Genomic DNA, 23,179 nt, shown 5'->3' with positions numbered 1-23,179 from the left:
TAAAGTCATCTCAAAACCTATCAATGTAATGCATGGCGAGCATTGATGACACGGATGAGTTCGGCAACAGCCTTGTAGAATTCAGGTGCAATCATCTGATCGACATTCACCTGTTTATAAAGTGCGCGTGCCAATTGTATATCCTCGAAAACCGGGATCGAATTTGCGGCTGCTACTTCTCTTATTTTAAGAGCGATCAAATCTTGTCCTTTCGCAACAACAATTGGGGCCGCGTCCTCATTGGGTCGATAGCGTAGCGCCACGGAAAAATGGGTCGGGTTGGCGACAATAAGTGTAGCGGTTGGCACGGCGTTGATCATGCGGCGGCGCGCACGATCTCGTCCCAGAGAACGCAGACGTGCTTTTACCAGCGGATCGCCCTCCGACTGCTTGTGCTCATCTTTTACTTCCTGCTTGGTCATGCGCAATTCCTGCTTCCAGTGAATGCGCGACCATGCAAGGTCGAAACCAGCAATTGCCGTGATTGCCAGCACATTGGCGACGAGAAGCCTGACCAGATTTTCTCGCAGAAACTCTGGCAGTGCGCTCGGATCGGTCGCGACGGCATCGGTGAAAAGATTGTTACTCTTGAAGAAGACGAAGAAAACAATGACGCTGGCGGCAAGAAATTTCGCCAGCGACTTCAGAAATTCCACCTGACCAGCCCGGCCGAAAATGCGCTGCCAGCCTTTGATGAGTGATATCCGGGAAGCCTGGGGGCGGATACGCTCGCCCACCATGCGCGGTGCGTTCTGAAAGGCTGAAGCCGCTATGCCCGCCAGCGGAATAATGATGAAGATCGGAATGAGCGCCATACCAACTGACAGGGCCAGAATGCCAAACAGATGGCTTGCGTCCTCTGCACTATTGAGTGTCCAATCCTCCGGACGATCCATCAACTCGCGCAAAAAGACAGCGAGTTTTGTCGTTGCGGGAGCGGCGACAAAGACAGCGATGACCAGAAAGGAAGCGATGCCAGCAAGAATGGGCATTTCGCGGGAAAAGGGCATATTGCCCTTATCGAGAGCGTCGCGGATTTTCTTCTCGCTCGCTTCCTCTGTTTTACTCTCTTTGTCGGTATCATCGGACATGTGTCACACGCGTTCTGGGAGCATTTCCTGCAAAAGTTTGAAACAGCTTGGCATGAGGATAATGCGTGAAAACAAAGAGTTATAGTTTTTCAGGACAGTCGGGAGTGCCTATTCCGTACCTTCACCTGTATCGAGCGTGATGATGCCGCGCTCTGACAGATCGATTGCGATGCGGGCAACCGCTCGCCTTGCATCTGCGATGTTCTGGCTGGTGATATTGCCCTGTTCGGCGGCCAGTTCGCTTTCGACCATCCGGCGTCCACGCGCGGAAAGTGACGAGAGCACGGTTTCCTGAAGGGCTGCGTCTGCGCCGCGCAAAGCTGTTGCGATCTGCTCGGTCTGTACGTCATCGAAGAGCAGAAGACGGGCACGTTGCGACAGGCGTTCGATATCCTCGAAGTTGAAGAGCTTTGCCTTGATGCGGGAAATATCGTCCTGGCTGAGATCTTTGAGGCTCGCCATGAGCTCTTCCATTTCCTGCCGGTCGAGCTGGTTGAAGATGTTGGCAATCTGGCCGTGATGAGCCTTGACTGGGCCGGCATCACTGCGTCCGAGAAGATCGCGACGGAGCACATCTTCCAGGAGATCAGCTGCCGCAGGGGCAACATTGCCGATATGCAACGAACGCTGGACCACGGCACTCCGCAGCTGCGGAGGCAGTCCGACGAAAATGCGTGCTGCGAGATCGGAGGGGAGTTTGGAAACGATGTAGGCGATGATCTGCGGGTGCTGATCCGCGAGATAGGCTTGCAGCCCTTCTATCGGCAATCTTGCAAGCCCTGCCCATACAGATTCCTGAACGAGCTGCGGCTGAACGCGCTCTTCAAACACGGCGTCTGCTTCATCCTGTGGGAGCGCTTCGCGCAGCAGACCTTCAAAGCGCTGAGCTGCTTCAGAGACGGGCGCACCTTCGGCAAAGGAATCTTCGAACTGCTTTACGAGCTGTTCGAAATCAAGCGGCGAAATGGGTTCAAGCGTTCGGGCATGACCGGCAAGCTTGCGCAAATCTTCCGCATTGAAATGCTTGAGCAGACGTGATGCGGATGGACGGCCAATGGCGACAAGGATTGCAGCCGCTTTCTGTGGACCGGTGAGTGTATCGATCAATCCGCTTACGCTGTCGTCGGAAGGCTTTTGTGCTTCATTATCGGCCATGGTCGATCCGTTACTTACCGATGATTTCGGTGAGGCTGACGCCGAACCGCGAGGAATCGTCTTCGAGCACGATGACTTCACCGCGCGCAATTACACGTCCATTGACGACGATATCGACTGGATCACCGATTTGCTTGTCGAGCGTGATGACAGCACCGCGACCGAGCTTCATGAGGTTTGCGACAGGCATGGTCGTGCCACCGAGAACCACCTGAACATCAACCGGGATGCCCATGATCAGTTCGAGATTGGGCTTTGACGCACCAGCTTTGGCGCTGCGCGGTTTATCTTCGCGCAATTCTTCAATCGCCTCTTCCAGCTCATGCTGCATGTTTTCGTCCTTGTTCTCGGTGCTCATGCCTGCCCCGCAATTTCAACGGTTGCCTTCTTGACCGCACGGCGCACGAAGACCGGCAAGGCGTTTTTTCCTTTTGGTGCGGGTTCGCTTGCGGGCGAAAACACCTTCTCATCGATACGTGCTGTAGTTTCCGTGACGTTACGAGCCTGACGTATATCGCGCGTGAGTGCTTTACGTAGTCGGTTCAACTCTTCGATTGCTTCGTCCATCTCGCGGCGTACACGGCTTGTCTCGGCAAGGCGGGCTTCCAGCTTGAGTGTCTCGTCTGACAAGTCGGCGCGCTGGTTCTGCAACGATTTGGCCACACGCTCCAGACCGTTGGAGGCCGCAGCCACACGCAACGTCAACAGTTTGCCAAGCTTGATGGTCTCGTTGGCCTTGCGACCCACGATGATGAGTGCGCCAAGCGAGCCGAGGGCCATAAGCGTCGATAGTAAATTAGCCAGCAACAAGCTCATCGATGAGGTCCTCTTCCTGATTGACCGGATCGCCAACCTTGACTGTAAAGTGAATGCCGGACTTGCCGAGCGTGCATTTGAAGAGCTGCTGATCGCCAGCACGCAGCCGTACCTGCTCCATCGCATCGACGGGGAGTTTCAGCACCTGTCCAATTTCAAGCTTTGAAAGGGCGTCCAGCGTCATGCTGCCCTGTTGAATGAATGTCTCAAGCTCAATGCGTGCACGGCTGACTTCATTGCGCATCTTCTTCGACCAGGCAGGGTCAGCCTGGTTCACTGGACGGCGCAGAAAAGCAGCGACGGCATCCTGCATTGGCTTGTGTGTGGCTCTGGGGAGAAGAAGATGCAGTGCGCTGGTCTTGCCCGCAGCGACAACATCGATGCGACAGACAAAGAGGCGCGAGCGGTCAAGGTCTTCACTATTGAATTCGGCTGTATCCATACATTCGCCGGGTGTGAAAAGCGATTGTCCACCACCTGTAAAGACCTGATCCAGTGCCGCCGACATATGGGATGTCAGCTGGTTGGAAATCTTGCGTTCGAGCATGCCAAAGGGCCGTTCAAGATCAAAACTGCCAAGATTACCCTGCGCGCCGAACATGGTTTCGATCACAGAAAACACCAATGTTGCGTCGGCTGTCAGATAAAGCGTGCAGCCCCAGCGGTCGGCTTTGAGCGGTGCAATGATTGCAGCCTGATCGAGAATAGCATTGATCGCGGCATCATCAGCCGTTTCTACCTGACCAGCTTCGGCATCAAACGCAGCAGCGCTTCCCTGCTTGAGACGGCCACAAAAATGAGATGATGCATCCTTGAAGACATGTGCGAGCGATTTGAGATCGTCGCCGGAAAGTCCGGCCGCACGTAAAAGGTTTTCTGCAAGCACGTCGTTTTTGCGGTTCTGGTCCAGAGAAGTCATATCACGCCGCCTGCTGGATCGGCGTGGTCGCCATGGTTTCCTGTTCAACCACGTCGATGCTTGGGCGCTCATAGGCCGAGATGGTCTTGCGGCCATATTCGAGCGCGATCTGCGGCAGCGAACCGTTCATGTAGGCAAGCAGCGTCTGCTTTACGACGGTATAGAGGCGGTTTTGTTTGTCTCGGGTCGACTTGATCTTGGTAGCGATTGGACCGACGACACCATAAGAGAAGAAAATACCGGCAAATGTTCCGACAAGTGCCGCACCGATCAGATGGCCAAGCACTTCCGGTGACTGATTGAGCGCCCCCATAGCCTTGATAACACCCAGGACTGCGGCCACGATGCCCAGCGCCGGCAACGCTTCCGAAATCGTCACCATCGCCTGATATGGCTTCAGCTTGTCACGCGAGAGCGTGTGGATTTCTTCATCCATCAGTGATTCAATTTCGTGCGGACGCACATTACCGACAATGATGAGGCGGCAATAGTCGCAGATGAAGTGCATCAGGTCGTCGTTTTTCAGAACGCTTGGATAGGCCTGGAAAATTGCGGACTCTTTTGGGTTGTCGATGTGGACTTCCACCTCGTTGCGCGATTTTGCGCGCAATTCCCGCATCAGACTATAGAGCAGGCCCAGAACGTCGAGATAATCGCGCTGCTTTGGCACCTTATTGGTGAAGGCTTCCATGCAGGCCTTGCCCGTATCCTTCACAAGCGAAAGGGGGTTGGCGACAAAGAATGTGCCGAGTGCTGCGCCCAGAATAATGACGAATTCCCACGGCTGAATAAGCACACTGACGTGACCGCCCATGGCGATGAAACCGCCGAGCATGCAGCCCAGTGTGATGGCGAGGCCGATGAGAATACCCAAAGCGCAAGACTCCCGTTGGTTCGAACTTATTTTTGCACCTTAAGGAATGCGCCTTGCGCGAAGCTTGTCACATGACACCGGAATGCATCAGCTTCGGACAAGCTTGAGACCGCATAAAGGGAGAGAAAAATTGCAGGGGGTTCTCGCATGGTCAACACGATGATGAGTTATCGGCTGATCGCGTCCGATATGACGCGGTCGTTGCAGCGCGTCTCGAAGGAGCCTGTGGTTGAGCGGGAAACGGCTTACTACAAAGAGAATATCGGCAAGGTGAAATCGATTGACGATTTCATGTCCGATACCCGGCTTTATAATTATGCGATGAAGGCGTTTGGCCTCGAAGACATGGCCTATGCAAAAGCTTTTGTTCGCAAGATCCTCACTGAAGGCGTCAAAAGCGATGACGCCATGGCGAACAAGCTGACGGACAAACGTTATAAAGAATTTGCAACAACGTTTGATTTTGAAGGTAAAGGCGACAAGGCGACCGAAAGCACTGATGCGCAGCAGGGCGTGATGGATAAATATCTCCGCCAGACACTGGAAACGGAAGCGGGCAGTCAGAATGAAGGTGTTCGTCTGGCGCTTTATTTCGAGCGCAAGGCATCTACCATCACCAATGCCTATGAAATCCTTGGCGACAAAGCATTGCTTACGATGATGCAGACGACCTTTGGCTGGCCTTCAGCCATGTCGAATGCCGACATCGACAAGCAGGCCAAGATGATCGAAGCTAAGGTCGATTTCTCCAAGATGTCCGATCCAGACTATGTGTCGAAGCTGATTTCACGCTTTACAGCCATGCATGAGATGAACAACCCAACGGGAAGCAGCCCCGCTTCCATTGCGTCACTCTTGTTGGGTGGAACGTCGTCAGTTGGCATATCGGCCAGCATTCTGACCACATTGCAAAACTTCAAGCCGGGCGGACGCTGATCTATGCAGAATAATTCCATCTATGTCGGGCTTTCTTCGCTCGTAACGCTCGAGCGTCGGATGAACGCCATTGCACATAATGTGGCGAATATTTCGACACCGGGCTTTCGTGGCGAAGGCACCAAGTTCGATACCATCGTTTCCAACAAAGCCAGCGAAGATGTAAACTTTGCCACGGCTGGCAAGAGCTTCATCCGAACCGAAGCTGGCTCGATGCTTGAAACCGGTAATCCATTCGATGTTGCCGTCAAAGGCAATGTCTGGATGTCCGTGAATACACCACAGGGTTTGGTCTACACGCGTGACGGGCGCATGAAAATGATGCCGACTGGCGAGCTGGTGTCTGTAACCGGAAACTCCATTCTGGATGTCGGCGGCGCGCCGATTGTGCTCAATCCGGATGGTGGCGCGCCCAAAATTTCAAGCGATGGTGCGGTCTATCAGAACGGTGCGCAGATTGGTGCAATTGGTCTGTTCTCAATTCCTGCCGATGCGGATTTGAGTTATGCGGGCAATTCCGGCGTTGTGCCAAACAAGCCGGCACAGCCCGTCGTCGACGATATGAGCGCAGGCGTTGTGCAGGGCATGATTGAAGGCTCCAATGTTGATGGCATGACGGAAATGACGCGCCTGATCAGCGTCAGTCGTGCTTTCGAGCAGGTCAACAATCTGCTTGGCCAGCAGGAAAACACAGTCGCTGAGGCCATCAGAACGCTGGGCTCCAAAAACGGATGACGCCTGACCTTCCGCTCGCGCGGCTTGCCGCCTTTGCACGTCAGCAATCGATAGCGCCAAAGCCGCTGACCGGCATTGGTGGCACGGTGAGTGATGTGTCACGTTCGGCAATTGCTGTACGTGGGCTGTCGCGCAATGCGCGTTTGGGCGATGCGGTGGCCATCCGTGCTGATGGCGGGCAAAGTCTGGCGGAAATCATCCGTGTGGCAGACCGTCAGGTGCTGGTGAAGCCTTTCGACGACCGCATCATCCCTTCACTTGGAGCTGCTGTTTTCGAGGAAGGCCCGTTGCGTATCCGCCCGGCGCCGGAATGGCGTGGACGGGTTATCAATGCTCTTGGCGAAGCGGTTGACGGCAAAGGCGCTCTTCAGCCCGGCACACGGCCCATGGCGTCCGAGAATCTTGCTCCAGCCGCATTGCGGCGCGCACGCGTGGATCGCGGATTGCGCACTGGCGTCAATGTGATTGATATTTTCACGCCGCTCTGTTTCGGACAGCGTATCGGCATCTTTGCGGGTTCTGGTGTGGGCAAATCGACATTGCTTGCGATGATGACCCGCGCTGGCGATTTTGACACTGTGGTTCTGGCTCTGACTGGCGAGCGTGGTCGTGAAGTGCGCGAGATGCTTGAAGAGACTATGGCCGGGCATCTCAACAAGACTGTTACGGTAGTTGCCACAGGCGACGAAAGTCCGATGATGCGTCGCCTTGCGCCGAATACGGCGACTGCGATAGCCGAATATTTTCGCGATCTTGGCCAGAACGTGCTGTTGATTGTGGATTCTGTTACGCGTTTTGCACATGCGGCGCGCGAAGTGGCGATTGCCGCTGAAGAGCCGCCGGTTTCGCGCGGTTATCCGCCAAGTGTTTTCAGCCAGCTACCCCGCCTTCTTGAGCGTGCAGGACCGGGTATCACGGAGGCGGGTGGTAGCATCACCGGCATTTATTCGGTGCTGGTCGATGGTGACGATCACAATGATCCAGTCTCCGATACCATTCGTGGCACGCTGGATGGGCATATTGTTCTCGACCGTGCGATTGCCGCTCAGGGACGTTTTCCGGCTGTCGATATTCCTGCGTCGGTATCGCGTCTGGCCAAGCACAACTGGACGCCGGAACAGCGCAAGCTTGCGGGCCAGTTGCGCAGCATGGTGGCGCGTTTTGAAGAAACGCGCGATCTGCGCGCGATTGGCGCTTATCAGAAGGGCAATGACGGGTTGCTGGATCAGGCGGTCGATTTGGTTCCACGCATTTACGATGCGCTGCAACAATCACCCGAAACGGGCCTGTCGGACGATCCTTATCATGACCTTGCCGCAGCGTTACGCGGAGAAAAGCAGACATGAAGAACATGATGAAGGGTTCTCGCAACAGACGGGAAGAGGATATTCTCGCCGATCTTGCGGCAGAGGTAGAAGCCGCCACCGTAAGTGAAACCAAAAAGCCGCAAAGTCAGGTTGACCGCTATCTGAAAATCGCGGCGATCACGCTCGCTGTTGGCTGTGCGATGCTTCCTTTCATCACCTATCTGCAACGTGTCGATCTCGGCCCAGACAAAAAGGCCGATAGTAAAATTGTCGATCCGCTCGACCGTTCGGGACAGAAGACTGTGCGCAGCTTTCCATCGTTTCGCCCGAATGATCAGGTTGCGCCGAATGAGAGCATCGATACCACGACAACCGGTTCGGTCATGTCCAATGGCAAGGGATTGCCCGGAACAGGCGCTGGTAACGGTGGCGATGGTAATGGCGAAGGTCAATCGCTTCCAAAGCCGGTTTTCGCTCTGCGCGAAGTGGTTGGCGGCATGGCGATGATCGAAGACACATCAGGCTACTGGTTCGTTGAAAAAGGCTCGCTTCTGCCTGATGGTAGCCATCTCGTTTCAATAGGGCGCGGTAATTCAGCAGGAACATGGAAGCTTACGACGTCCGCTGGCGATGTGATTGAGATGCGCAAATAGAGCGCGGGACAGGCTGTTTTCTGCGCGCGTTTCATCAAAAGCGGTAGTTTCTCTTTCCGCCTACGTCTTATGGCTTAAGCTACGCAAGCTTGACGCAAGTTCCGACCTTTAAGTTAACAAACTATAAAGGCGGGAAACTCCATGAGCTCCATTCATCTTTTCGATCTGGCTGCAAGGCAGGCACAGTGGTTGTCGGTACGACAGGCCACTGTTGCGGGCAATGTTGCCAATGCGAACACGCCGGATTTCCGGGCGCGTGATGTTCAGCCCTTTGCGGATGTGCTCGACAAGACCCAGCTCACCATGGCTGCAACAAGTCCACAGCATCTGGAAGCCGAAGCAAATGGTATTGCTGGTGCACGTTTGCGTCCCGAAGATATCACTGAGCAGACCCATTCGGGCAATACGGTTGATGTTGAACGTGAAATGATGAAGGCCGGCGAGGTTGCCCGTGAATATTCGCTCAACACAAGCATCGTGAAGGCGTTTCACCGCATGATGCTCTCCGTGGCGAGGGGGTAAGCTATGTCGGATGCTTTGCAGAATACGTTGAAGATTGCCGCATCGGGCCTTTCCGCACAATCGACCCGTTTGCGCATTGTTTCAGAAAACCTCGCCAATGCGCAGGCGACAGCCAAGACGGCAGATGCCGATCCTTATCGTCGCAAGACTGTATCTTTCCGCACGGAAGTCGAGCAGGGCACAGGCGCTGCCGAGGTGCGGGTTGCAGAAGTCGGCAAGGATACCTCCGCTTTCATCGAAGAATACGATCCAAGCCATCCGGCTGCGGATGCGCGCGGCTATGTGAAATATCCCAATGTCAACATGGTCGTCGAAATGGCGGACATGCGTGAAGCCAACCGTTCTTATGAAGCTAATTTGCAGGTCGTCAAACAAGCGCGTGAGCTGATCTCGATGACCATCGATCTCCTGAGGAGCACTTAATGTACGACTCAATTATGAGCGTTTCGGCGCGCAACGCCCTGTCGCGCCTTTCTGAAACAGTTGCCGAAAAGAGCGTTGGCTCGACTTCTGCCCCGCAGGCTATTCCCACTACTCCGGGTGCCTCATTTGGTGAAGTCCTGTCGCAAATGACGGATTCGGTTGGTCAGAAGCTGCAGGCCGCTGAAGCCAATTCTATTCAGGGCATCAAGGGTGATGCTCCGCTGCGCGATGTGGTCAGCTCTGTCATGGAAGCTGAGCAGTCGCTTCAGACGGCGATCGCCATCCGTGACAAGATCGTGCAGGCCTATCTCGAAATCAGCCGCATGCCGGTTTGAGTGCTCTCACTGAATAAGGACCTGCCATGAAAGCCCTGACGATAGCCGCCACCGGCATGAACGCCCAGCAGCTCAATCTGGAAGTGATTGCGAACAATATCGCCAATATCAACACAACGGGCTTCAAGCGTGCACGCGCAGAGTTTTCTGATCTTCTGTACCAATCGGAACGGACGGCGGGCGTGCCCAATCAGGCCAATCAGGCAATTGTGCCTGAAGGTGCTTTGGTCGGGCTTGGTGTACAGACTGCAGCGGTACGCAATCTTCATATTCAGGGAAGCTTCAATCAGACCGGCAATCCATACGACGTGGCTTTGACGGGCCGTGGCTGGTTCCAGATTCAGAGCCCGACAGGTGAAACGCTTTACACACGCGCTGGCGCATTCAACAAGAATGCTGACGGTCAGCTGGTAACGCTCGATGGCAACGCGATAGAGCCAGCCATCACTATTCCGCCTGACGCTATTGAGGTAACGATTACCGAAACCGGACAGGTCTTTGCCAAATTGCAGGATCAGATCAATCAGGTCGATCTTGGCCAGCTTACACTTGCAAACTTTACCAATGAAGCTGGTCTGGAACCATTGGGCGGCAACCTTTACCGCGAAACGGAAGCATCTGGCGGACCACTTGTCGGTGTTCCCGGTGATCCCGGCTATGGCGCGATCAAGCAGGGCTATCTCGAAGCATCCAACGTCGATCCAGTGAAGGAAATCACCGATCTGATCACGGCACAGCGTGCTTATGAGATGAACCTCCAAGGTCATTCAGGCAGCCGATGAAATGGCTGCGACCGTATCGAAGAACCTTCGCTAAAGCATAGAAATGCTTTATCTTTTGGTTTTTACGCACATCCTGGTCCGAAAACCGGTTCCCACTTTTCGGGATGTGCTCCAACGGTGATGGCGATGAGTTATACGAAGGCAATTTCCCGGAATACAAGGCTGGCAATCACTGCCGGCCTTCTGCTGTTCGCACTCACTGGGGCGGCAGTAACGGGTGCGAGCGCTGCCGACCGCATTGCCTTCGTCATGCCTTCGGCGACTGTCTATCCCGGCCAGATTGTGAGTGATACGGCACTTCTCGAAAAGCAGTTTTTCATCAGTGCGCCTGCCGCGAGCCAATACGTCCTTTCGCAGGATCAGGCTACGGGCAAAGTCGCACGCAAGACGCTACTTCCGGGCAAGCCCATTCTCGTTTCCGCTCTTGGCGAACCATCGCTGGTGAAGCGCGGCGTTCCCGCGCCGCTGGTGTTCACGTCCGGCACGCTGGTTATCACCGCTATGGGAACGCCGCTTGAATCGGGTGCGGCTGGCGACTTCATCAAAATCCGCAATATCGACAGCGGCATCATCGTGTCTGGCACAGTGCTTGCCGATGGCCGCATTCAGGTGGGGATGCAGTGAAAAAAGTGCGCGCAGCCCTGATCGCCCTTTTGGCCATAGCACTCCAGCCCATCGCTGGTTTTGCCGACGAGTCTTCGAAAAACGCACGTGAGTTTGGCAACGCTGTTGAAGCTGACGCGGACTGGCTTGGCTCTGGCGGTGATCCGTCGAAAATGGCTTATGCCGAACTTGGCAGGGGTAGTGCGGTTGCGCGTCTGAAAGACATTGCGACCATTCAGGGCGTACGTGAAAACCAGCTTGTCGGTTATGGTCTTGTTATCGGTCTGAAGGGCAGCGGCGATAGTCTGCGCAATTCGCCTTTTACCGAGCAGTCCATGCGTGCCATGCTCGATAATCTTGGCATCAGCGCACCGCGCAATTCGACCCGTTCCAAGAATACCGCAGCCGTTATCGTGACGGCCAATCTGCCCGCATTTGCGGGAACTGGTTCGCGTATCGATGTGACCGTCTCGTCGCTTGGCGATGCGACGTCGCTGCAGGGCGGAACGCTGGTCATGACGCCCCTTATGGGTGCTGATAATCAGATTTATGCGGTGGCGCAGGGCAACATGATCGTTTCGGGCTTTTCAGCCGAGGGCGAGGCCGCAAGCATAACCCAAGGCGTTCCGACATCGGGCCGTATTCCGAATGGCGCGCTGGTCGAGCGTGAGGTTGCTGGCAATTTCGGCAAAGACAGCGAAATGGTTGTCGAGTTGCGTGATCCTGATTTCACGACCGCCGTACGCGCCGCCGATACGATCAATGTGTTCGCCAAGCGTCGTTACGGACGTGGGGTGGCGATTGCGCGTGATGCTAAGACCATCCGCCTGCAACGGCCGAAGAATGTTCCCGCGGCGCGCTTCCTTGCCGAACTTGAAGGTCTGCCAATTACGACCGATGAAGTGGCCCGTGTGGTGGTGGATGAGCGCACTGGAACAGTCGTTATCGGCGAGAAGGTGCGTATTTCCAAAGTGGCAATCAGCCATGGCAGCCTGACGGTGCGGGTCACAGAAACGCCCATGGTCGTACAGCCTGAACCTTTCAGCTATGGCGAGACCGAAGTTGAGCCGAATACTGATATCGCAGTCAATCAGGCTGACGCCAAGATTGGTATTCTGACGGGGGCCAATCTCGAAAATCTCGTGAAAGGCCTGAACCAGATTGGTGTCAAGCCGAACGGTATCATTGCCATTCTGCAGGCCATCAAGACGTCCGGCGCACTTCATGCAGAACTGGTGGTGCAATGACTATGGTTAGAAACATCATCCGTTATGGTTCAGCTTTTGCGATGCTCGTAGGTGCAAGCGTTTCGGCTTTCGCACAGCAGCCACTTCCGCCTGTCCCAACGACTGCACAGGCAGAAGCGTCGGCAACTGCCGCGCAGCAGCTTGCGGCTTCTGCGCCGGTCGGCAACCTCGATGAAATCCGCAAGTTTTGCGGCAATATTGATGATCAGGCGGCAGATGCGCGGTTTGCACTTCAGACCAAGCAGCTCAACGACCTCAAAGCCGATGTGGAAGCTCGTATGCGTGCGCTGGAAGACAAGCGCAAGGAATATGAGATGTGGTTGAAGCGTCGTGACGAGTTCGTCAGCAAGGCGCAGGATTCACTGGTCGATATCATTTCCAAGATGAAACCCGATGCTGCGGCAGCTCAGATGTCGCTTATCGGCGACGAGGCTGCTGCCGCTCTGATCCTCAAACTCAACCCACGGGTATCGAGTATCATTCTCAATGAAATGCCGCCTGAGAAGGCGGCCAAGCTTGCACGGGTCATTGTTGGTTCGCAGCGCACGGCTGCGGCACCTCAATCCAACAGGGCTCAGAGCGCTCAGGCTGAAACCGGGAATACGGTGCAATGACGAGAAGCATGAACAAAGCAATCCTTGCAACTGCGATGCTGGCTCTTCTGGCTGGTTGTGCCACCAAGCCCGAAGAAATCGGCCGTGCGCCAGACCTGTCGCCTGTGGCTGCCAATCTCGGCATGAACAACAATCCACAATATAGCGGCTACCCCATTCGTCCGAGCAAAGCGTCATATTCATTGTGGGATCAGCGTTCGACCAATTTCTTCAAGGACCCGCGTGCGGCTGAGCCTGGGGATGTGCTGACCGTCATCATCTCGATCAATGATCGGGCAAATATGGATAACAAGACCGACCGTGAGCGTGTGTCGAAAGGCCTTTATGGAGCGGGCGCTTCATTCGATACCAGCAGCCTTTCTGGCGCAGCAGGCGGTGGCGATATTGATGCATCGGTCAATACCCGTTCCAACAGCGCGTCCAAGGGCAAGGGTAAGATTGAACGCAGCGAAGACATCCGCCTGCAGGTCGCTGCCATCGTCACTGACACTCTGCCCAATGGTAATCTGATTATTCGGGGCTCGCAGGAAGTCCGCGTAAACTTCGAGTTGCGCGTCCTGAATGTCGTGGGTGTCGTGCGTCCGCGCGATATTTCCGGAAACAATACGATTTCCTATGACAAAATAGCCGAAGCCCGCATTTCCTATGGTGGGCGCGGGCGTCTGAGTGAGGTTCAGCAGCCACCCTATGGCCAGCAGATTCTCGATCAGGTTTCTCCGTTCTGAAGTTGAGCAGGCATGAGCGATACGGCAATTGATAAAGACGGAAAAGCAAGGACCTCCATAGTGGGGCTGCTGGCTGCTGTCGCTGTGCTGACCGCAATTGCTGGCGGCGGCGGCTGGTATCTTGGCGGGGTAATCTCTGCCGATCAGCAAGTTGCCGCCAAATCGACAACGAAAGATGACAAGCCGAAGCAGGGCGACTTCGAATCCCGCTCCATCGGTACAATCGTCCCGTTGCCGCCGATTGTCACCAATCTCGGCATCCCGCAGACCACATGGGTTCGGCTTGAAGCCTCTCTTGTCGCGAAGCCGGGACGAGAGATTCCTGCAGGTGTGGCGGCAAGTGTGGGCGATGATTTTATGAGCTTCCTGCGCAGCGTCAATCTCATGCAATTGCAGGGTGCGGCAGGGCTGGCTTATTTGCGTGCTGATCTTGAAGAGAGGGCGCGCATGCGTTCGGAAGGCGCGGTGGACCGCGTTTTCATTTCGACGCTGGTAGTAGAATGAAAAAGATTATCAATCTTACAAGCCTGCTGACGCTGGCATTTGTTTCTGCCGCTCATGCGCAGGCCTTGTCGCTGGATAATCTGTTGCCTGCGGGAAGCGGTACGGCGAGTGGACAGATTGTTCAGCTGTTCGGGCTTCTGACGGTACTGTCGGTAGCGCCTGGCTTGTTGATCATGGTTACAAGTTTCACGCGTTTCGCAATTGCGTTCTCGCTTTTGCGTTCGGGACTTGGGCTACAGACTGCTCCCGCCAGTATGGTTATGATTTCGCTGGCATTGTTTATGACGTTTTACGTTATGGCACCGGTTTTTGATCGCGCGTGGAACAATGGCGTTCAGCCATTGATGCGCAACGAGATCACGCAAGAGGTGGCTTTCCGTGAAATTTCCACTCCGTTTCGTGAATTCATGATGCGCGAAGTGCGAGACAAGGATTTGCGCCTGTTTGAAGATCTCGCGGACCCGGCTTTCCGTACAGGTGAAGATGGCATTGTGGATTTCCGTGTACTGGTCCCGGCCTTCATGATCTCGGAACTGCGTCGCGGCTTTGAAATAGGCTTTCTGATCGTTCTGCCGTTTCTGGTGATCGACCTTGTGGTTGCAACACTCACCATGTCGATGGGCATGATGATGCTGCCACCGACGGTTATATCCTTGCCGTTCAAGATATTGTTCTTCGTGCTGATCGATGGCTGGAACATCCTCGTGGGAAGCCTGATACGATCATTCTCGTAAACGATGCCCTGGGGCAAAGGGGTGTTTCGGGGCGCCCGTGGTTCTATCTCAACGGGTCGTTAAGCATCCTGACGAGATGCGCCTCCCGAAAACCGTGGTTCGTTAAAAACGTCCGCATTATATTAATATATTCTTAACAATTGGGTTATAGTGCTAGCAGCCATAGTGGGTCTCCACGCGTTTCGTGGAGACAGGCATGATGCCGCTCCCCTATGCCGGTAATATTCAATCCGGCCTGTCCCTCAGTTTATTTTCCCAAGGGGCAATACAATGGCTAGCATTCTTACCAACTCTTCAGCTCTCACCGCTCTTCAGACTCTTTCCTCGACCAACAAGTCGCTGGAAACCACGCAGAACCGTATTTCGACCGGCCTGCGGATCGGCGAAGCTTCTGACAATGCATCGTATTGGTCGATTGCGACCTCGATGAAGTCCGACAACAAGGCCAACTCGGCTGTTCAGGACGCTCTCGGCCTTGGCGCTGGCAAGGTTGACACTGCATACTCCGCGATCAACAAGATCCGCGAAGAAGTCGACAAGATGAAGACCAAGCTTGTTTCCGCTATGGGCGCAAGCGCAGAAGATCAGCTGAAGATTTCAACTGAAATCGAAGCAATTCAGAAGACCATTGGTTCGGCAATTTCCAATGCCAACTACGCTGGTTCTAATCTTCTGAACGCGCCAGCAGGTGATCTCAATGTCGTTGCTTCTTACAACCGCACAGGCGCAACAGTTACTGTTGACACCATCAGCCTCGAAGCAGCTGACACTGCAGTTGCAACGACTGCAGGAACTGCCGGTACGCCAGCTTCGGGCGGCATGATTGGCGGCCTGTTGTCAGCAACCTTCTTTGCACCAGCTGCAGGCACAGCCGTATCCGACGCGGACATCAACACCGCTCTGAACGCTGTTGAAGATTCGCTTGGCAAACTGGCTACCGGTGCTGCTAAGCTTGGTGCTGCCAAGTCGCAGATCGACAGCCAGAAGAGCTTCCTCTCGGGTCTTTCCGACTCGATCGAAAAGGGCGTTGGTACGCTCGTTGATGCCGACATGAACAAGGAATCGGCTCGTCTGTCGGCTCTGCAGGTTCAGCAGCAGCTCGGTGTTCAGGCTCTCTCGATCGCTAATTCGTCGAGCCAGTCGATCCTGTCGCTGTTCCGCGGCTAATAGCTTAGCTGATACGGCTTATATTTGGAGGGCGCGGGGTTCATTCCGCGCCCTTCTTCTTTTTTAAAATGCCCCCGTCATCCAAGCCGACACTTTCGCGCAAGCTTCGCGATCTATTTTGCTCGCATCAGGATGGCGGTGGTATTGATGCAGCAGAATTTCCAGCAATTACTCGAACAGCTTAAGGCAACGCTCGGCAAGCTTGGCGCGCGAAAACTTATAGCGCTCGGACTTGTGGGAGCGGCATTGATGGGCGCGATCCTGTACACAAGCGTTTATCTGAGCCGCCCCTCCTATGAAACGCTCTATGTTGGCCTCTCACGCGATGACGTAAACCGCATGGGTCTGGCACTTGGTGAAGCTGGTATTGCTTTTGACGTCAAATCCGACGGTTCGTCGATCCTTGTCCCGATTGGCAAGGCTGAGCAAGCACGCATGTATCTGGCTGAAAAAGGTTTGCCGACCTCGAACAATGCCGGTTACGAGCTGTTCGACAATATGGGTTCGCTCGGCCTCACATCATTCATGCAGGAAATCACTCACGTTCGCGCGCTTGAAGGCGAAATCGCCCGCACCATTCAGGCAATTCGCGGCGTGAAGGCCGCACGCGTTCATATCGTACTTGCAGAAAAAGGCTCGTTCCGTCGTGGTGATCAGAAACCATCGGCTTCCGTTGTCATTCGTGCTGAAGGTGGCTTTGCCGCTGAATCTGCCCAATCGATCCGCCAGCTGGTTGCAGCCGCAGTTCCTTCGCTTGATGCATCTTCCGTGACCGTTCTCGATACCAATGGACGCCTGTTGGCATCCGCTGGTGAAGCCGCCAATGGCGCAGCGCTTATGACCGCATCGCTTGAGCAGCAGGTGGCTGCGAACGTTGATGAAAGCATCCGTAAGGCGCTCGCTCCCTATCTTGGTATTGGCCATTTCCAGAGCAGCGTTCAGGCGTCACTCGATACAGACCGCCGCCAGATCAACGAGACAAGCTTTGATCCTGAATCGCGCGTCGAGCGTTCCGTGCGTGTGGTTCGAGAAAGCGGCGATTCCCGCAATTCCCGCAATGACAACGCGACGGGTGTTGAGCAGAATATTCCGCAGGAAGAAATTCAGAGCCGTAATGGTGATAGCTCCACGGAAAAAACCGACCGTCGTGAAGAACTGACCAATTATGAAATGAACACCAAAACGGTGTCTACGGTCAGCGATGGTTATGCCGTTAAACGTCTGTCTATTGCTGTCGTTATTGATCAGGCGCGTTTGCTTGAAACTGCCGGTACGACCCCGCCGCCCGCCGATTTTGTTGACCAGCAGATTCTGAAGATCCGTGATCTCGTTGCCACCGCCGCCGGTCTCAACGCTGATCGCGGTGACGTTATCAACGTGACTGCTGTCAATTTCCTCAATCCTGCAGGCGCGGATATGGACCCGGTTTCGACGCCATGGTCAGAACAGCTGATGCGTCAGAGCGGTTCTTACGTTAATGCGCTGGCAATTCTCGGTGCTGTTGCCCTCCTGATCTGGTTCGGCGTGCGTCCGCTGCTGCGCGATCAGAATGCCAAATCGACAGGAACTGAAGTTGCTCTGCGCGAAGCCGGTGAAGCTGGTGTGCCAAACTTTGTTGGCGATACACAGCAGGCCATCGCAGGTGAGGGCGCCAAAGCGGTGATCGGTGGGCCGGAAGCCTATGCCGATCAGATGAAGACGAGCCTCAGCGATCTGCGTCAGCGCATGCGCATGCCTGCCAAGTTGCGCCTCGAACAGATGATCGAGATGGACGAGGAGCGTGTGGCTGCCGTTCTCAAGCAATGGATTCATGAAACTGCCATCAAACAGGAGGCCGCATCGACGCAGCGGTCGGCCCAGCGATCTGCGATGCCGGAGCTTGAGGCAGCCTGATTATGAGCACGCTCACGCTTAGCCGCTACCTTCCCGATTTTTCAACGCATCCGATTGCCGATGATGCGGTCGAGATCATTGCGGCGCCTGCGCATCCCCTGCCGCTTTCCGAGCACCCCAAGCGGGCAGATGCATCAGAGACGTCGGCGGCAGAAAAAGCGGCGTTTACCGAGCAGGCCGAAGTCGCTCACGCTATTGCTGTTGAGGAAGAAAAGCGAAACGCATTCGAGGCCGGTCGAGAAGACGGCCACAAGGAAGCCGAGGCTCTGTATGAGGCCGAAAAGGCCAGACTTTTGCGTGAACACGAAGCTGAAACCGAGGCATTGCGCGCCAGCTTCTCCCGCGAACAGGCAATTTTGCTGGCGGGCGCATTGACCGAGGCTCTGAGTGGACTGGAAAAGAACCTTTCTGCGCAGATTGCCGATGTTTTGGCGCCGCTTCTTGCAGCCAAGCTGGAACGGGATGCCGTTTCCGGTTTCGCGCAGCGTATCAGCACAATTGCTCTTGAGGCGCGCGCGCCGGAAATCGCAGGGCCGCTGCATCTTCTTGAGCCGCTCCGGGAGCATGCCGATCTCCTGCCAGCTGGATGCCGGTTCACAGAAACCACATCCGGCGAACTCTCATTTTCCTTTGGTGAGCGCGTGCTTGAAACGCGTGTTGCGCCGGTTCTGGAAGAATTAAGGGCTGCCGCCAGATGAGCATCGATCCGGAAAGCAAACGCGAAATCATTATCGTTCGTCGCGGCAGGCACGATGATCATGACGGTCATCATGGTGGCGTCTGGAAGATTGCATATGCCGACTTCATGACTGCGATGATGGCCTTTTTTTCTCGTCATGTGGCTCATCAATGCCGCAAACGAGGAGAGCAAGGCTGCTGTTGCCAGCTACTTCAACCCTGTCAAGCTGATGGACCGTCATTCGAGTCCCAAGGGCGTGCAGGATATTGACGAGAAAAAACGGCAAGGTTCGCTTCGAGAGCGACAAACAGATAGAAAACAGCACCAAGGTCATCAACGACAATACAACCTCTCTGCCGATTGAGCAGGAAGAGAGCCGCATGTTCCGCGAGCCTTATGCGGTCTTGTCCGAACTTGCACATGAGACGGGCGTTTTGCAAAACCAGTCCACCAAGGGCGACGGCGGCAGTTCTCAGGCTGGCATGCAAACTGGCGCTGATGGTGGCGACGCTTATCGTGATCCATTCAGCCCGGACTATTGGTCGAGCAAGGCTGCAGAAGAACTGACGCAGCCAGAAGCAGCGCCTGCAACACCGCCGCAGCAGACTGCTGACGCGAAGGTCGAGACAAAGCCAGAGGACGCTGAAAAACCTGCTGAAAGCCAGGAGCAGCTGATTGCGGATCTGAAGAAAGCTGCAGACGGAGAGGCTCAGTCAGAACGCGGGGAGGCAGCGAAAGCTGAACTTATGCCTGATGTGACGGTTGTTCCTGTCGAAGGCGGCGTCATGATCCAGCTGACCGACAAGGTCGATTTTGGTATGTTCACGATTGGCTCCGCCAAGCCCGACGCAAGGGTTGTGCAGATGCTCGAACGCATCGCGCAGGTTATCTCGCGGCAGCCGGGCGAAGTTATCATCAGTGGCCACACCGATGCACGTCCTTTCAAGAGCGCGACTTATGATAACTGGCGTCTGTCTTCGGCACGTGCGCAAATGGCTTACTACATGCTGGTGCGTGGCGGGCTGGATGAAAAACGCGTGTTGCGTGTTGAGGGGTATTCAGACCGTCAGCCTAAAAATGCAGCCGATCCGAACGCTGCTGAAAACCGTCGCATCGACATCTTCCTCAAGTCCACCCCATGAAGAAACTGGTAACGCGCTCTTTGCTGGCACTTGCTGCGAGCCTGCCGCTGATAAGCGGGGGAGCGGTTTCCTATGCCCAGACAGTGGTAGCGGAAGAACGGCAGAGCTTGCCGGTGCTTGAGCCATATAAGCTCGTTCGTTCGCTGCGCATGTTGCAGGATCAGCTGGTTTCGGGGAAGCCTGAAGCAGTCGTCATGCTCAACAGGCTTCTCATTTTCGTCAGTTCCGACATGGAGCGTGCTCCTAAGGAACTCTGGGAAAAGCCTGAGAATATCTATGCGGCGATTATCTATCTCTTTAATGGCGGCAATCCGGAAGCAGTGCGCAAGGTGCTGGCTGGTCTGGATGGCGAGACAGTCCCGCAAGAGCTTGTCAAAGGCGCATTGGCTTATGCTTCGGGCCAGAACATTGAGGTTGTGAAGCTGTTTTCAGTTCCGTTGTCGCAGCAGCTTCCGGCCGAGCTGCGATCCTCCATTATTCTGGTTACTGCAAGCCAGATGACAGCCTTTGATCCTGCCACCGCACTTCTGCGTCTTGATCAGGTTCGGCTTGAGAGCCCAGGGACGCTTTTTGAAGAAGCTGCTATTCGCCGCTCAATGCCGATTGCGGCCAAGCTGGGCGATGCTGACAAGATACGCACGCTATCGCGCAATTATCTGCAGCGCTTCCCGCGCTCGCCCTATATGCGCGATTTCATGAAGCAGTTCGTCGATGCTGCGCTAAAACTCAATGATCGGATCGGCAATGCCGAACTGACCAAGCTGATTGGTACGGCTGATCCCGTTATGCAGTATTCGCTGTATTTGCAGATTGCGCGTGGTGCTCTGGTAAATGGCCAGACTGAACGCGCCCGTTTCATGTCGGGTGAGGCACGTAAACTGGCGGATCATCTGAAGACCGATCCAAGTCGCGCCAATCTCTATGCGGCTGCAAGCGATGTTGCATCTGATTCTGCCGGAAATGCTTTGCGGGAACTGTCGCAGATTTCACCGGATCGACTGCAGGAGCGCGACAGGCAGCTTTTGCAAGCGGCCGAGGCTGTCGGTTCAGTTGTCACGCGTACGCCTGCCAGCATGGCGGATAAGGCGAAGCCAGTTAAGACTGAGACTGACATCCCCGCAATGCCAATTGCGGATGCGGAAGAAGAGCCAGCGCCGGCTGCCGCTCAGGAAGTTGCGCCAGCAGTTGGCTGGAAGCCATCCCAGCCCGCACAGCCCGAAGACGATTTGCAGAAGACCATGGATGACGCGCGGCGCAAGCTTGCAGAGATTGATGCCTTGCTAGGGAAGACCATTCAATGAGCGTAGATGTTTTGCTGAATGCGGCTGGAAGGCTGGCTTCGCTTGCCAAGGGAAATGGTGCGCAGCAGGGCACTGTGGCGAAAGTGAATGGTGAAAATCAGGAACAATCCGAGCCTGCAAAATTGTTCGGCGCACTTCTCGAAAAGCCCCAGAACAAGCTGTCGCCGGATGGCGAACAGAAGGACGGCGATACAGGGTCGGATGATAGCGATAAGACAGAACGCGAAGCACAGGCGCAATCTCCTTCCCAATCTCCGGTCTATGGCGCATCGCAGAACCTGCTTGTTTTGGCAGCAGGATTGACCAGTTCGAGTGGAGATAGTCAGGTCGCAGCAGCCAGCAATGCGGCCAAGCCGGGGGCAAATATATCCGCACTGGCTGATGTGGCGGCGGTTGATCAGGGAATGGCTGTCGATAACGTATCCGACATGCCAATGCCGGAAGCGCTGTCAAAGAAGGGCCAGCCAGGGAAGGATCAGCCAGAGAAGGATCAGAAGGACAGCGCTGAGGCAAGCAAGAAGAACCCGGCTTCTGTTGATCCCAAGGGTGCTACAAAGGCTGAAAATGTTGTCAGTCACAATCAGCCTGCTGCAACAGCAGCTAAGCAGGCTGATAGTCCGGAAGAAGCTTCGTCCGTGTTACCCAAGCCAGAGCTTTCGGCTCAGTCGAACAATGCCGCAGAACCAGACCGTCCAAATGTGCAGCCACAACAGCAGTCCGCGAAATCGCCTTCCGTGGTTGATGTTAAGTCTCCTTTGCCAACGGCTTCAACAGCGGCAGCACGCATAGCAGACATTCAGCTGGTATCGGAACGGAGCTTCGGTGCGGTAAAGACCTTGCAGATCAGGCTTGATCCGGTGGAGCTTGGCGCTGTGACTGCGCGTATTCGCTTAGTCGCTGATAATAGCGTCGAAGTTCATCTTGTGGCTGACAAGGCTCATGGGGCGGAGGCGCTGGCAGCTGATCGTTCAATGATTGAAAAGGCACTCAAAGTTGCTGGGATCGCCGACGATGCTAAAATCTCGGTGACGGTCACAGAACGAGGAGCAGTCAGTGCTGTTCAGCATAGTTCAGCAAGTCAGAGCGCCGGGCATCAGCAGGCAAGCTCTCAACAGCAAGGCCAGCAAACCTTTGACATGCAAAACGGCTCGGACGGTCGGGGCAATGCGCAGGGACAGTCGCAAGCGCAGTTCATGGGCGGAGAGGGCAGGCAGAATGGCGAATCCGGTCAGGCAGAAAGCAATAATGCCCGCGCTCGCATGTCGACTGAAGCCAATGAGCGTGAAATGTCTGGCGGTCCTGGTGGCCGTAATCGCGGCCTGGTCGTTTAATTTATCAATAGCTAAAGCAGAGAATACTTGCGAACGGGAAATGCATCGAGCATCCGCCCGTTATGGCGTGCCACTTGGTATTCTTTATGCCGTTGGCTTAACCGAAACCGGGCGCAAAAACTCGCTTCAGCCCTATGCAATGAACATTGAAGGAAGGGCCGAGTTTTTTCCGTCTCAGGCTGCAGCTCTAAGGCGCTTTAACCAGGTACACGCCGAAGGTGCAAAACTGATCGATCTGGGCTGCATGCAGATCAATCACTATTATCATTCGAGCGAATTTCCGTCGGTTGGCGCGATGCTGCAACCAAGCCTCAATGTTGATTATGCTGCACGCTTCCTTAAGCGTCTGCGTGAACGCGAAGGCAACTGGACGATGGCAGTCGCGCGCTATCATGCAGGTCCCAATAATGATCCTGCGCAGAAGCGGTATGTCTGTCGCGTGATGACAAATATGATCGCTGCAGGCTTCGGAAACTGGACGCCGCAGGCAAAAGGTTTTTGCGCAGGCTGATTGTGAATCCAGGAAAAATGCCGGTTGTAGAGGGGTGCTCTATACACGCGCGGATTTGGCATTCAATCTTTGGTTGCAAAGGTTTGGATGAGGTGTTTTAGAGAGTAAAATTTTAAGTGCTTGTAAAGAATCGTAAAACTTCGTGAGCGCATTAACCAATCGTTAAGGTTTTCAGACGAA

The 23,179-nt window shown here is 54.9% G+C and carries 25 protein-coding genes and 2 pseudogenes; 21 read left to right on the top strand and 6 right to left on the bottom strand.

Going from position 1 to position 23,179, the window contains the following annotated elements:
* Positions 1 to 20 precede the first annotated feature (20 nt).
* The 6 genes from C9380_RS17165 to motA form a co-directional block, all read right to left on the bottom strand.
* A complete protein-coding gene (locus tag C9380_RS17165) occupies positions 21 to 1,091 on the bottom strand; it encodes an EscU/YscU/HrcU family type III secretion system export apparatus switch protein (protein WP_111787518.1) in 1,071 nt (356 codons plus the stop codon).
* 108 nt (positions 1,092 to 1,199) lie between these two features.
* Positions 1,200 to 2,246: a flagellar motor switch protein FliG gene (locus tag C9380_RS17160; protein ID WP_128094116.1), complete on the bottom strand. Its 1,047-nt coding sequence runs from the start codon at positions 2,244 to 2,246 to the stop codon at positions 1,200 to 1,202.
* A gap of 10 nt (positions 2,247 to 2,256) precedes the next feature.
* Positions 2,257 to 2,604 carry a flagellar motor switch protein FliN gene (gene fliN / locus C9380_RS17155; RefSeq protein ID WP_100557370.1) on the bottom strand — a complete coding sequence of 116 codons (348 nt, stop codon included), beginning with the start codon at positions 2,602 to 2,604 and terminating at the stop codon, positions 2,257 to 2,259.
* Positions 2,601 to 3,062: a BAB2_0123 family type IV secretion system effector gene (locus C9380_RS17150; protein ID WP_128094115.1), complete on the bottom strand. Its 462-nt coding sequence runs from the start codon at positions 3,060 to 3,062 to the stop codon at positions 2,601 to 2,603. Before C9380_RS17150 ends, fliN begins: the two co-directional genes overlap by 4 nt.
* Complete coding sequence (locus C9380_RS17145; RefSeq protein ID WP_024895911.1) at positions 3,043 to 3,981, bottom strand: FliM/FliN family flagellar motor switch protein; 939 nt, start codon at positions 3,979 to 3,981, stop codon at positions 3,043 to 3,045. The genes C9380_RS17150 and C9380_RS17145 overlap by 20 nt, the downstream gene beginning before the upstream one ends.
* Before the next feature lies 1 nt (position 3,982).
* A complete protein-coding gene (motA, locus tag C9380_RS17140) occupies positions 3,983 to 4,855 on the bottom strand; it encodes a flagellar motor stator protein MotA (protein ID WP_024895910.1) in 873 nt (290 codons plus the stop codon).
* Positions 4,856 to 5,002: 147 nt separating this feature from the next.
* Here motA and C9380_RS17135 point away from each other — a divergent pair, with 147 nt between their 5' ends.
* The 21 genes and pseudogenes from C9380_RS17135 (at position 5,003) to C9380_RS17035 (ending at position 22,999) form a co-directional block, all read left to right on the top strand.
* The gene (locus tag C9380_RS17135) at positions 5,003 to 5,791 is read left to right on the top strand and encodes a DUF1217 domain-containing protein (RefSeq protein ID WP_100557367.1); all 789 of its coding nucleotides are present in this window, start codon (positions 5,003 to 5,005) and stop codon (positions 5,789 to 5,791) included.
* 3 nt (positions 5,792 to 5,794) lie between these two features.
* The gene (gene flgF, locus C9380_RS17130; RefSeq protein ID WP_024895908.1) at positions 5,795 to 6,526 is read left to right on the top strand and encodes a flagellar basal-body rod protein FlgF; all 732 of its coding nucleotides are present in this window, start codon (positions 5,795 to 5,797) and stop codon (positions 6,524 to 6,526) included.
* Positions 6,523 to 7,872: a flagellar protein export ATPase FliI gene (gene fliI, locus C9380_RS17125; RefSeq protein ID WP_128094114.1), complete on the top strand. Its 1,350-nt coding sequence runs from the start codon at positions 6,523 to 6,525 to the stop codon at positions 7,870 to 7,872. Before flgF ends, fliI begins: the two co-directional genes overlap by 4 nt.
* Before the next feature lie 5 nt (positions 7,873 to 7,877).
* Complete coding sequence (locus C9380_RS17120; protein WP_128094460.1) at positions 7,878 to 8,486, top strand: hypothetical protein; 609 nt, start codon at positions 7,878 to 7,880, stop codon at positions 8,484 to 8,486.
* Between the two features lie 141 nt (positions 8,487 to 8,627).
* On the top strand, positions 8,628 to 9,008 hold the full coding sequence (gene flgB, locus C9380_RS17115; protein WP_024895905.1) for a flagellar basal body rod protein FlgB: 381 nt from the start codon (positions 8,628 to 8,630) through the stop codon (positions 9,006 to 9,008).
* Between the two features lie 3 nt (positions 9,009 to 9,011).
* Positions 9,012 to 9,431, top strand: a complete 420-nt coding sequence (gene flgC / locus C9380_RS17110) for a flagellar basal body rod protein FlgC (protein WP_024895904.1) — start codon at positions 9,012 to 9,014, stop codon at positions 9,429 to 9,431.
* Positions 9,431 to 9,766, top strand: a complete 336-nt coding sequence (fliE, locus tag C9380_RS17105) for a flagellar hook-basal body complex protein FliE (protein ID WP_007877059.1) — start codon at positions 9,431 to 9,433, stop codon at positions 9,764 to 9,766. The genes flgC and fliE overlap by 1 nt, the downstream gene beginning before the upstream one ends.
* Before the next feature lie 26 nt (positions 9,767 to 9,792).
* Positions 9,793 to 10,582: pseudogene (gene flgG, locus C9380_RS17100) on the top strand (flagellar basal-body rod protein FlgG).
* Between the two features lie 92 nt (positions 10,583 to 10,674).
* Complete coding sequence (gene flgA, locus C9380_RS17095; protein WP_128094113.1) at positions 10,675 to 11,172, top strand: flagellar basal body P-ring formation chaperone FlgA; 498 nt, start codon at positions 10,675 to 10,677, stop codon at positions 11,170 to 11,172.
* Positions 11,067 to 12,398, top strand: a complete 1,332-nt coding sequence (locus C9380_RS17090; protein WP_374844486.1) for a flagellar basal body P-ring protein FlgI — start codon at positions 11,067 to 11,069, stop codon at positions 12,396 to 12,398. The genes flgA and C9380_RS17090 overlap by 106 nt, the downstream gene beginning before the upstream one ends.
* Positions 12,395 to 13,012: a MotE family protein gene (locus tag C9380_RS17085; protein WP_128094112.1), complete on the top strand. Its 618-nt coding sequence runs from the start codon at positions 12,395 to 12,397 to the stop codon at positions 13,010 to 13,012. The genes C9380_RS17090 and C9380_RS17085 overlap by 4 nt, the downstream gene beginning before the upstream one ends.
* Complete coding sequence (gene flgH, locus C9380_RS17080) at positions 13,009 to 13,737, top strand: flagellar basal body L-ring protein FlgH (RefSeq protein ID WP_024895898.1); 729 nt, start codon at positions 13,009 to 13,011, stop codon at positions 13,735 to 13,737. Before C9380_RS17085 ends, flgH begins: the two co-directional genes overlap by 4 nt.
* Before the next feature lie 12 nt (positions 13,738 to 13,749).
* A complete protein-coding gene (locus tag C9380_RS17075; protein WP_024895897.1) occupies positions 13,750 to 14,241 on the top strand; it encodes a flagellar basal body-associated FliL family protein in 492 nt (163 codons plus the stop codon).
* Positions 14,238 to 14,975, top strand: a complete 738-nt coding sequence (fliP, locus tag C9380_RS17070) for a flagellar type III secretion system pore protein FliP (RefSeq protein ID WP_128094111.1) — start codon at positions 14,238 to 14,240, stop codon at positions 14,973 to 14,975. Before C9380_RS17075 ends, fliP begins: the two co-directional genes overlap by 4 nt.
* Before the next feature lie 270 nt (positions 14,976 to 15,245).
* On the top strand, positions 15,246 to 16,142 hold the full coding sequence (locus C9380_RS17065; protein WP_024895895.1) for a flagellin N-terminal helical domain-containing protein: 897 nt from the start codon (positions 15,246 to 15,248) through the stop codon (positions 16,140 to 16,142).
* 132 nt (positions 16,143 to 16,274) lie between these two features.
* The gene (fliF, locus tag C9380_RS17060) at positions 16,275 to 18,035 is read left to right on the top strand and encodes a flagellar basal-body MS-ring/collar protein FliF (RefSeq protein ID WP_128094110.1); all 1,761 of its coding nucleotides are present in this window, start codon (positions 16,275 to 16,277) and stop codon (positions 18,033 to 18,035) included.
* Between the two features lie 2 nt (positions 18,036 to 18,037).
* Complete coding sequence (locus C9380_RS17055; RefSeq protein ID WP_128094109.1) at positions 18,038 to 18,733, top strand: hypothetical protein; 696 nt, start codon at positions 18,038 to 18,040, stop codon at positions 18,731 to 18,733.
* Positions 18,730 to 19,856, top strand: a pseudogene (locus C9380_RS17050) (flagellar motor protein MotB). Before C9380_RS17055 ends, C9380_RS17050 begins: the two are co-directional and overlap by 4 nt.
* A complete protein-coding gene (locus tag C9380_RS17045; protein ID WP_128094108.1) occupies positions 19,853 to 21,157 on the top strand; it encodes a chemotaxis protein in 1,305 nt (434 codons plus the stop codon). The pseudogene C9380_RS17050 and the gene C9380_RS17045 overlap by 4 nt, the downstream one beginning before the upstream one ends.
* Entirely contained in the window at positions 21,154 to 22,488 is a 1,335-nt protein-coding gene (fliK, locus tag C9380_RS17040) for a flagellar hook-length control protein FliK (RefSeq protein ID WP_247877673.1), read from the top strand. The genes C9380_RS17045 and fliK overlap by 4 nt, the downstream gene beginning before the upstream one ends.
* Positions 22,433 to 22,999: a transglycosylase SLT domain-containing protein gene (locus tag C9380_RS17035; protein ID WP_128094107.1), complete on the top strand. Its 567-nt coding sequence runs from the start codon at positions 22,433 to 22,435 to the stop codon at positions 22,997 to 22,999. Before fliK ends, C9380_RS17035 begins: the two co-directional genes overlap by 56 nt.
* Positions 23,000 to 23,179 lie beyond the last annotated feature (180 nt).

It is taken from the genome of Brucella pituitosa (genome assembly GCF_003049685.1).
GTDB classification, from domain to species: Bacteria; Pseudomonadota; Alphaproteobacteria; order Rhizobiales; family Rhizobiaceae; genus Brucella; species Brucella pituitosa.
This window is presented reverse-complemented; position numbering and strand designations above follow the sequence as displayed.

Bases quoted from the DNA above. Each gene is read 5' to 3' on its own strand.
- C9380_RS17165 (WP_111787518.1), bottom strand. From the start codon at position 1,091: ATGTCCGATGATACCGACAAAGAGAGTAAAACAGAGGAAGCGAGCGAG.
- C9380_RS17160 (WP_128094116.1), bottom strand. From the start codon at position 2,246: ATGGCCGATAATGAAGCACAAAAGCCTTCCGACGACAGCGTAAGCGGA.
- fliN (WP_100557370.1), bottom strand. From the start codon at position 2,604: ATGAGCACCGAGAACAAGGACGAAAACATGCAGCATGAGCTGGAAGAG.
- C9380_RS17150 (WP_128094115.1), bottom strand. From the start codon at position 3,062: ATGAGCTTGTTGCTGGCTAATTTACTATCGACGCTTATGGCCCTCGGC.
- C9380_RS17145 (WP_024895911.1), bottom strand. From the start codon at position 3,981: ATGACTTCTCTGGACCAGAACCGCAAAAACGACGTGCTTGCAGAAAAC.
- C9380_RS17135 (WP_100557367.1), top strand. From the start codon at position 5,003: ATGGTCAACACGATGATGAGTTATCGGCTGATCGCGTCCGATATGACG.
- flgF (WP_024895908.1), top strand. From the start codon at position 5,795: ATGCAGAATAATTCCATCTATGTCGGGCTTTCTTCGCTCGTAACGCTC.
- fliI (WP_128094114.1), top strand. From the start codon at position 6,523: ATGACGCCTGACCTTCCGCTCGCGCGGCTTGCCGCCTTTGCACGTCAG.
- C9380_RS17120 (WP_128094460.1), top strand. From the start codon at position 7,878: ATGATGAAGGGTTCTCGCAACAGACGGGAAGAGGATATTCTCGCCGAT.
- flgB (WP_024895905.1), top strand. From the start codon at position 8,628: ATGAGCTCCATTCATCTTTTCGATCTGGCTGCAAGGCAGGCACAGTGG.
- flgC (WP_024895904.1), top strand. From the start codon at position 9,012: ATGTCGGATGCTTTGCAGAATACGTTGAAGATTGCCGCATCGGGCCTT.
- fliE (WP_007877059.1), top strand. From the start codon at position 9,431: ATGTACGACTCAATTATGAGCGTTTCGGCGCGCAACGCCCTGTCGCGC.
- flgA (WP_128094113.1), top strand. From the start codon at position 10,675: ATGAGTTATACGAAGGCAATTTCCCGGAATACAAGGCTGGCAATCACT.
- C9380_RS17085 (WP_128094112.1), top strand. From the start codon at position 12,395: ATGACTATGGTTAGAAACATCATCCGTTATGGTTCAGCTTTTGCGATG.
- flgH (WP_024895898.1), top strand. From the start codon at position 13,009: ATGACGAGAAGCATGAACAAAGCAATCCTTGCAACTGCGATGCTGGCT.
- C9380_RS17075 (WP_024895897.1), top strand. From the start codon at position 13,750: ATGAGCGATACGGCAATTGATAAAGACGGAAAAGCAAGGACCTCCATA.
- fliP (WP_128094111.1), top strand. From the start codon at position 14,238: ATGAAAAAGATTATCAATCTTACAAGCCTGCTGACGCTGGCATTTGTT.
- C9380_RS17065 (WP_024895895.1), top strand. From the start codon at position 15,246: ATGGCTAGCATTCTTACCAACTCTTCAGCTCTCACCGCTCTTCAGACT.
- fliF (WP_128094110.1), top strand. From the start codon at position 16,275: ATGGCGGTGGTATTGATGCAGCAGAATTTCCAGCAATTACTCGAACAG.
- C9380_RS17055 (WP_128094109.1), top strand. From the start codon at position 18,038: ATGAGCACGCTCACGCTTAGCCGCTACCTTCCCGATTTTTCAACGCAT.
- C9380_RS17045 (WP_128094108.1), top strand. From the start codon at position 19,853: ATGAAGAAACTGGTAACGCGCTCTTTGCTGGCACTTGCTGCGAGCCTG.
- fliK (WP_247877673.1), top strand. From the start codon at position 21,154: ATGAGCGTAGATGTTTTGCTGAATGCGGCTGGAAGGCTGGCTTCGCTT.
- C9380_RS17035 (WP_128094107.1), top strand. From the start codon at position 22,433: ATGAGCGTGAAATGTCTGGCGGTCCTGGTGGCCGTAATCGCGGCCTGG.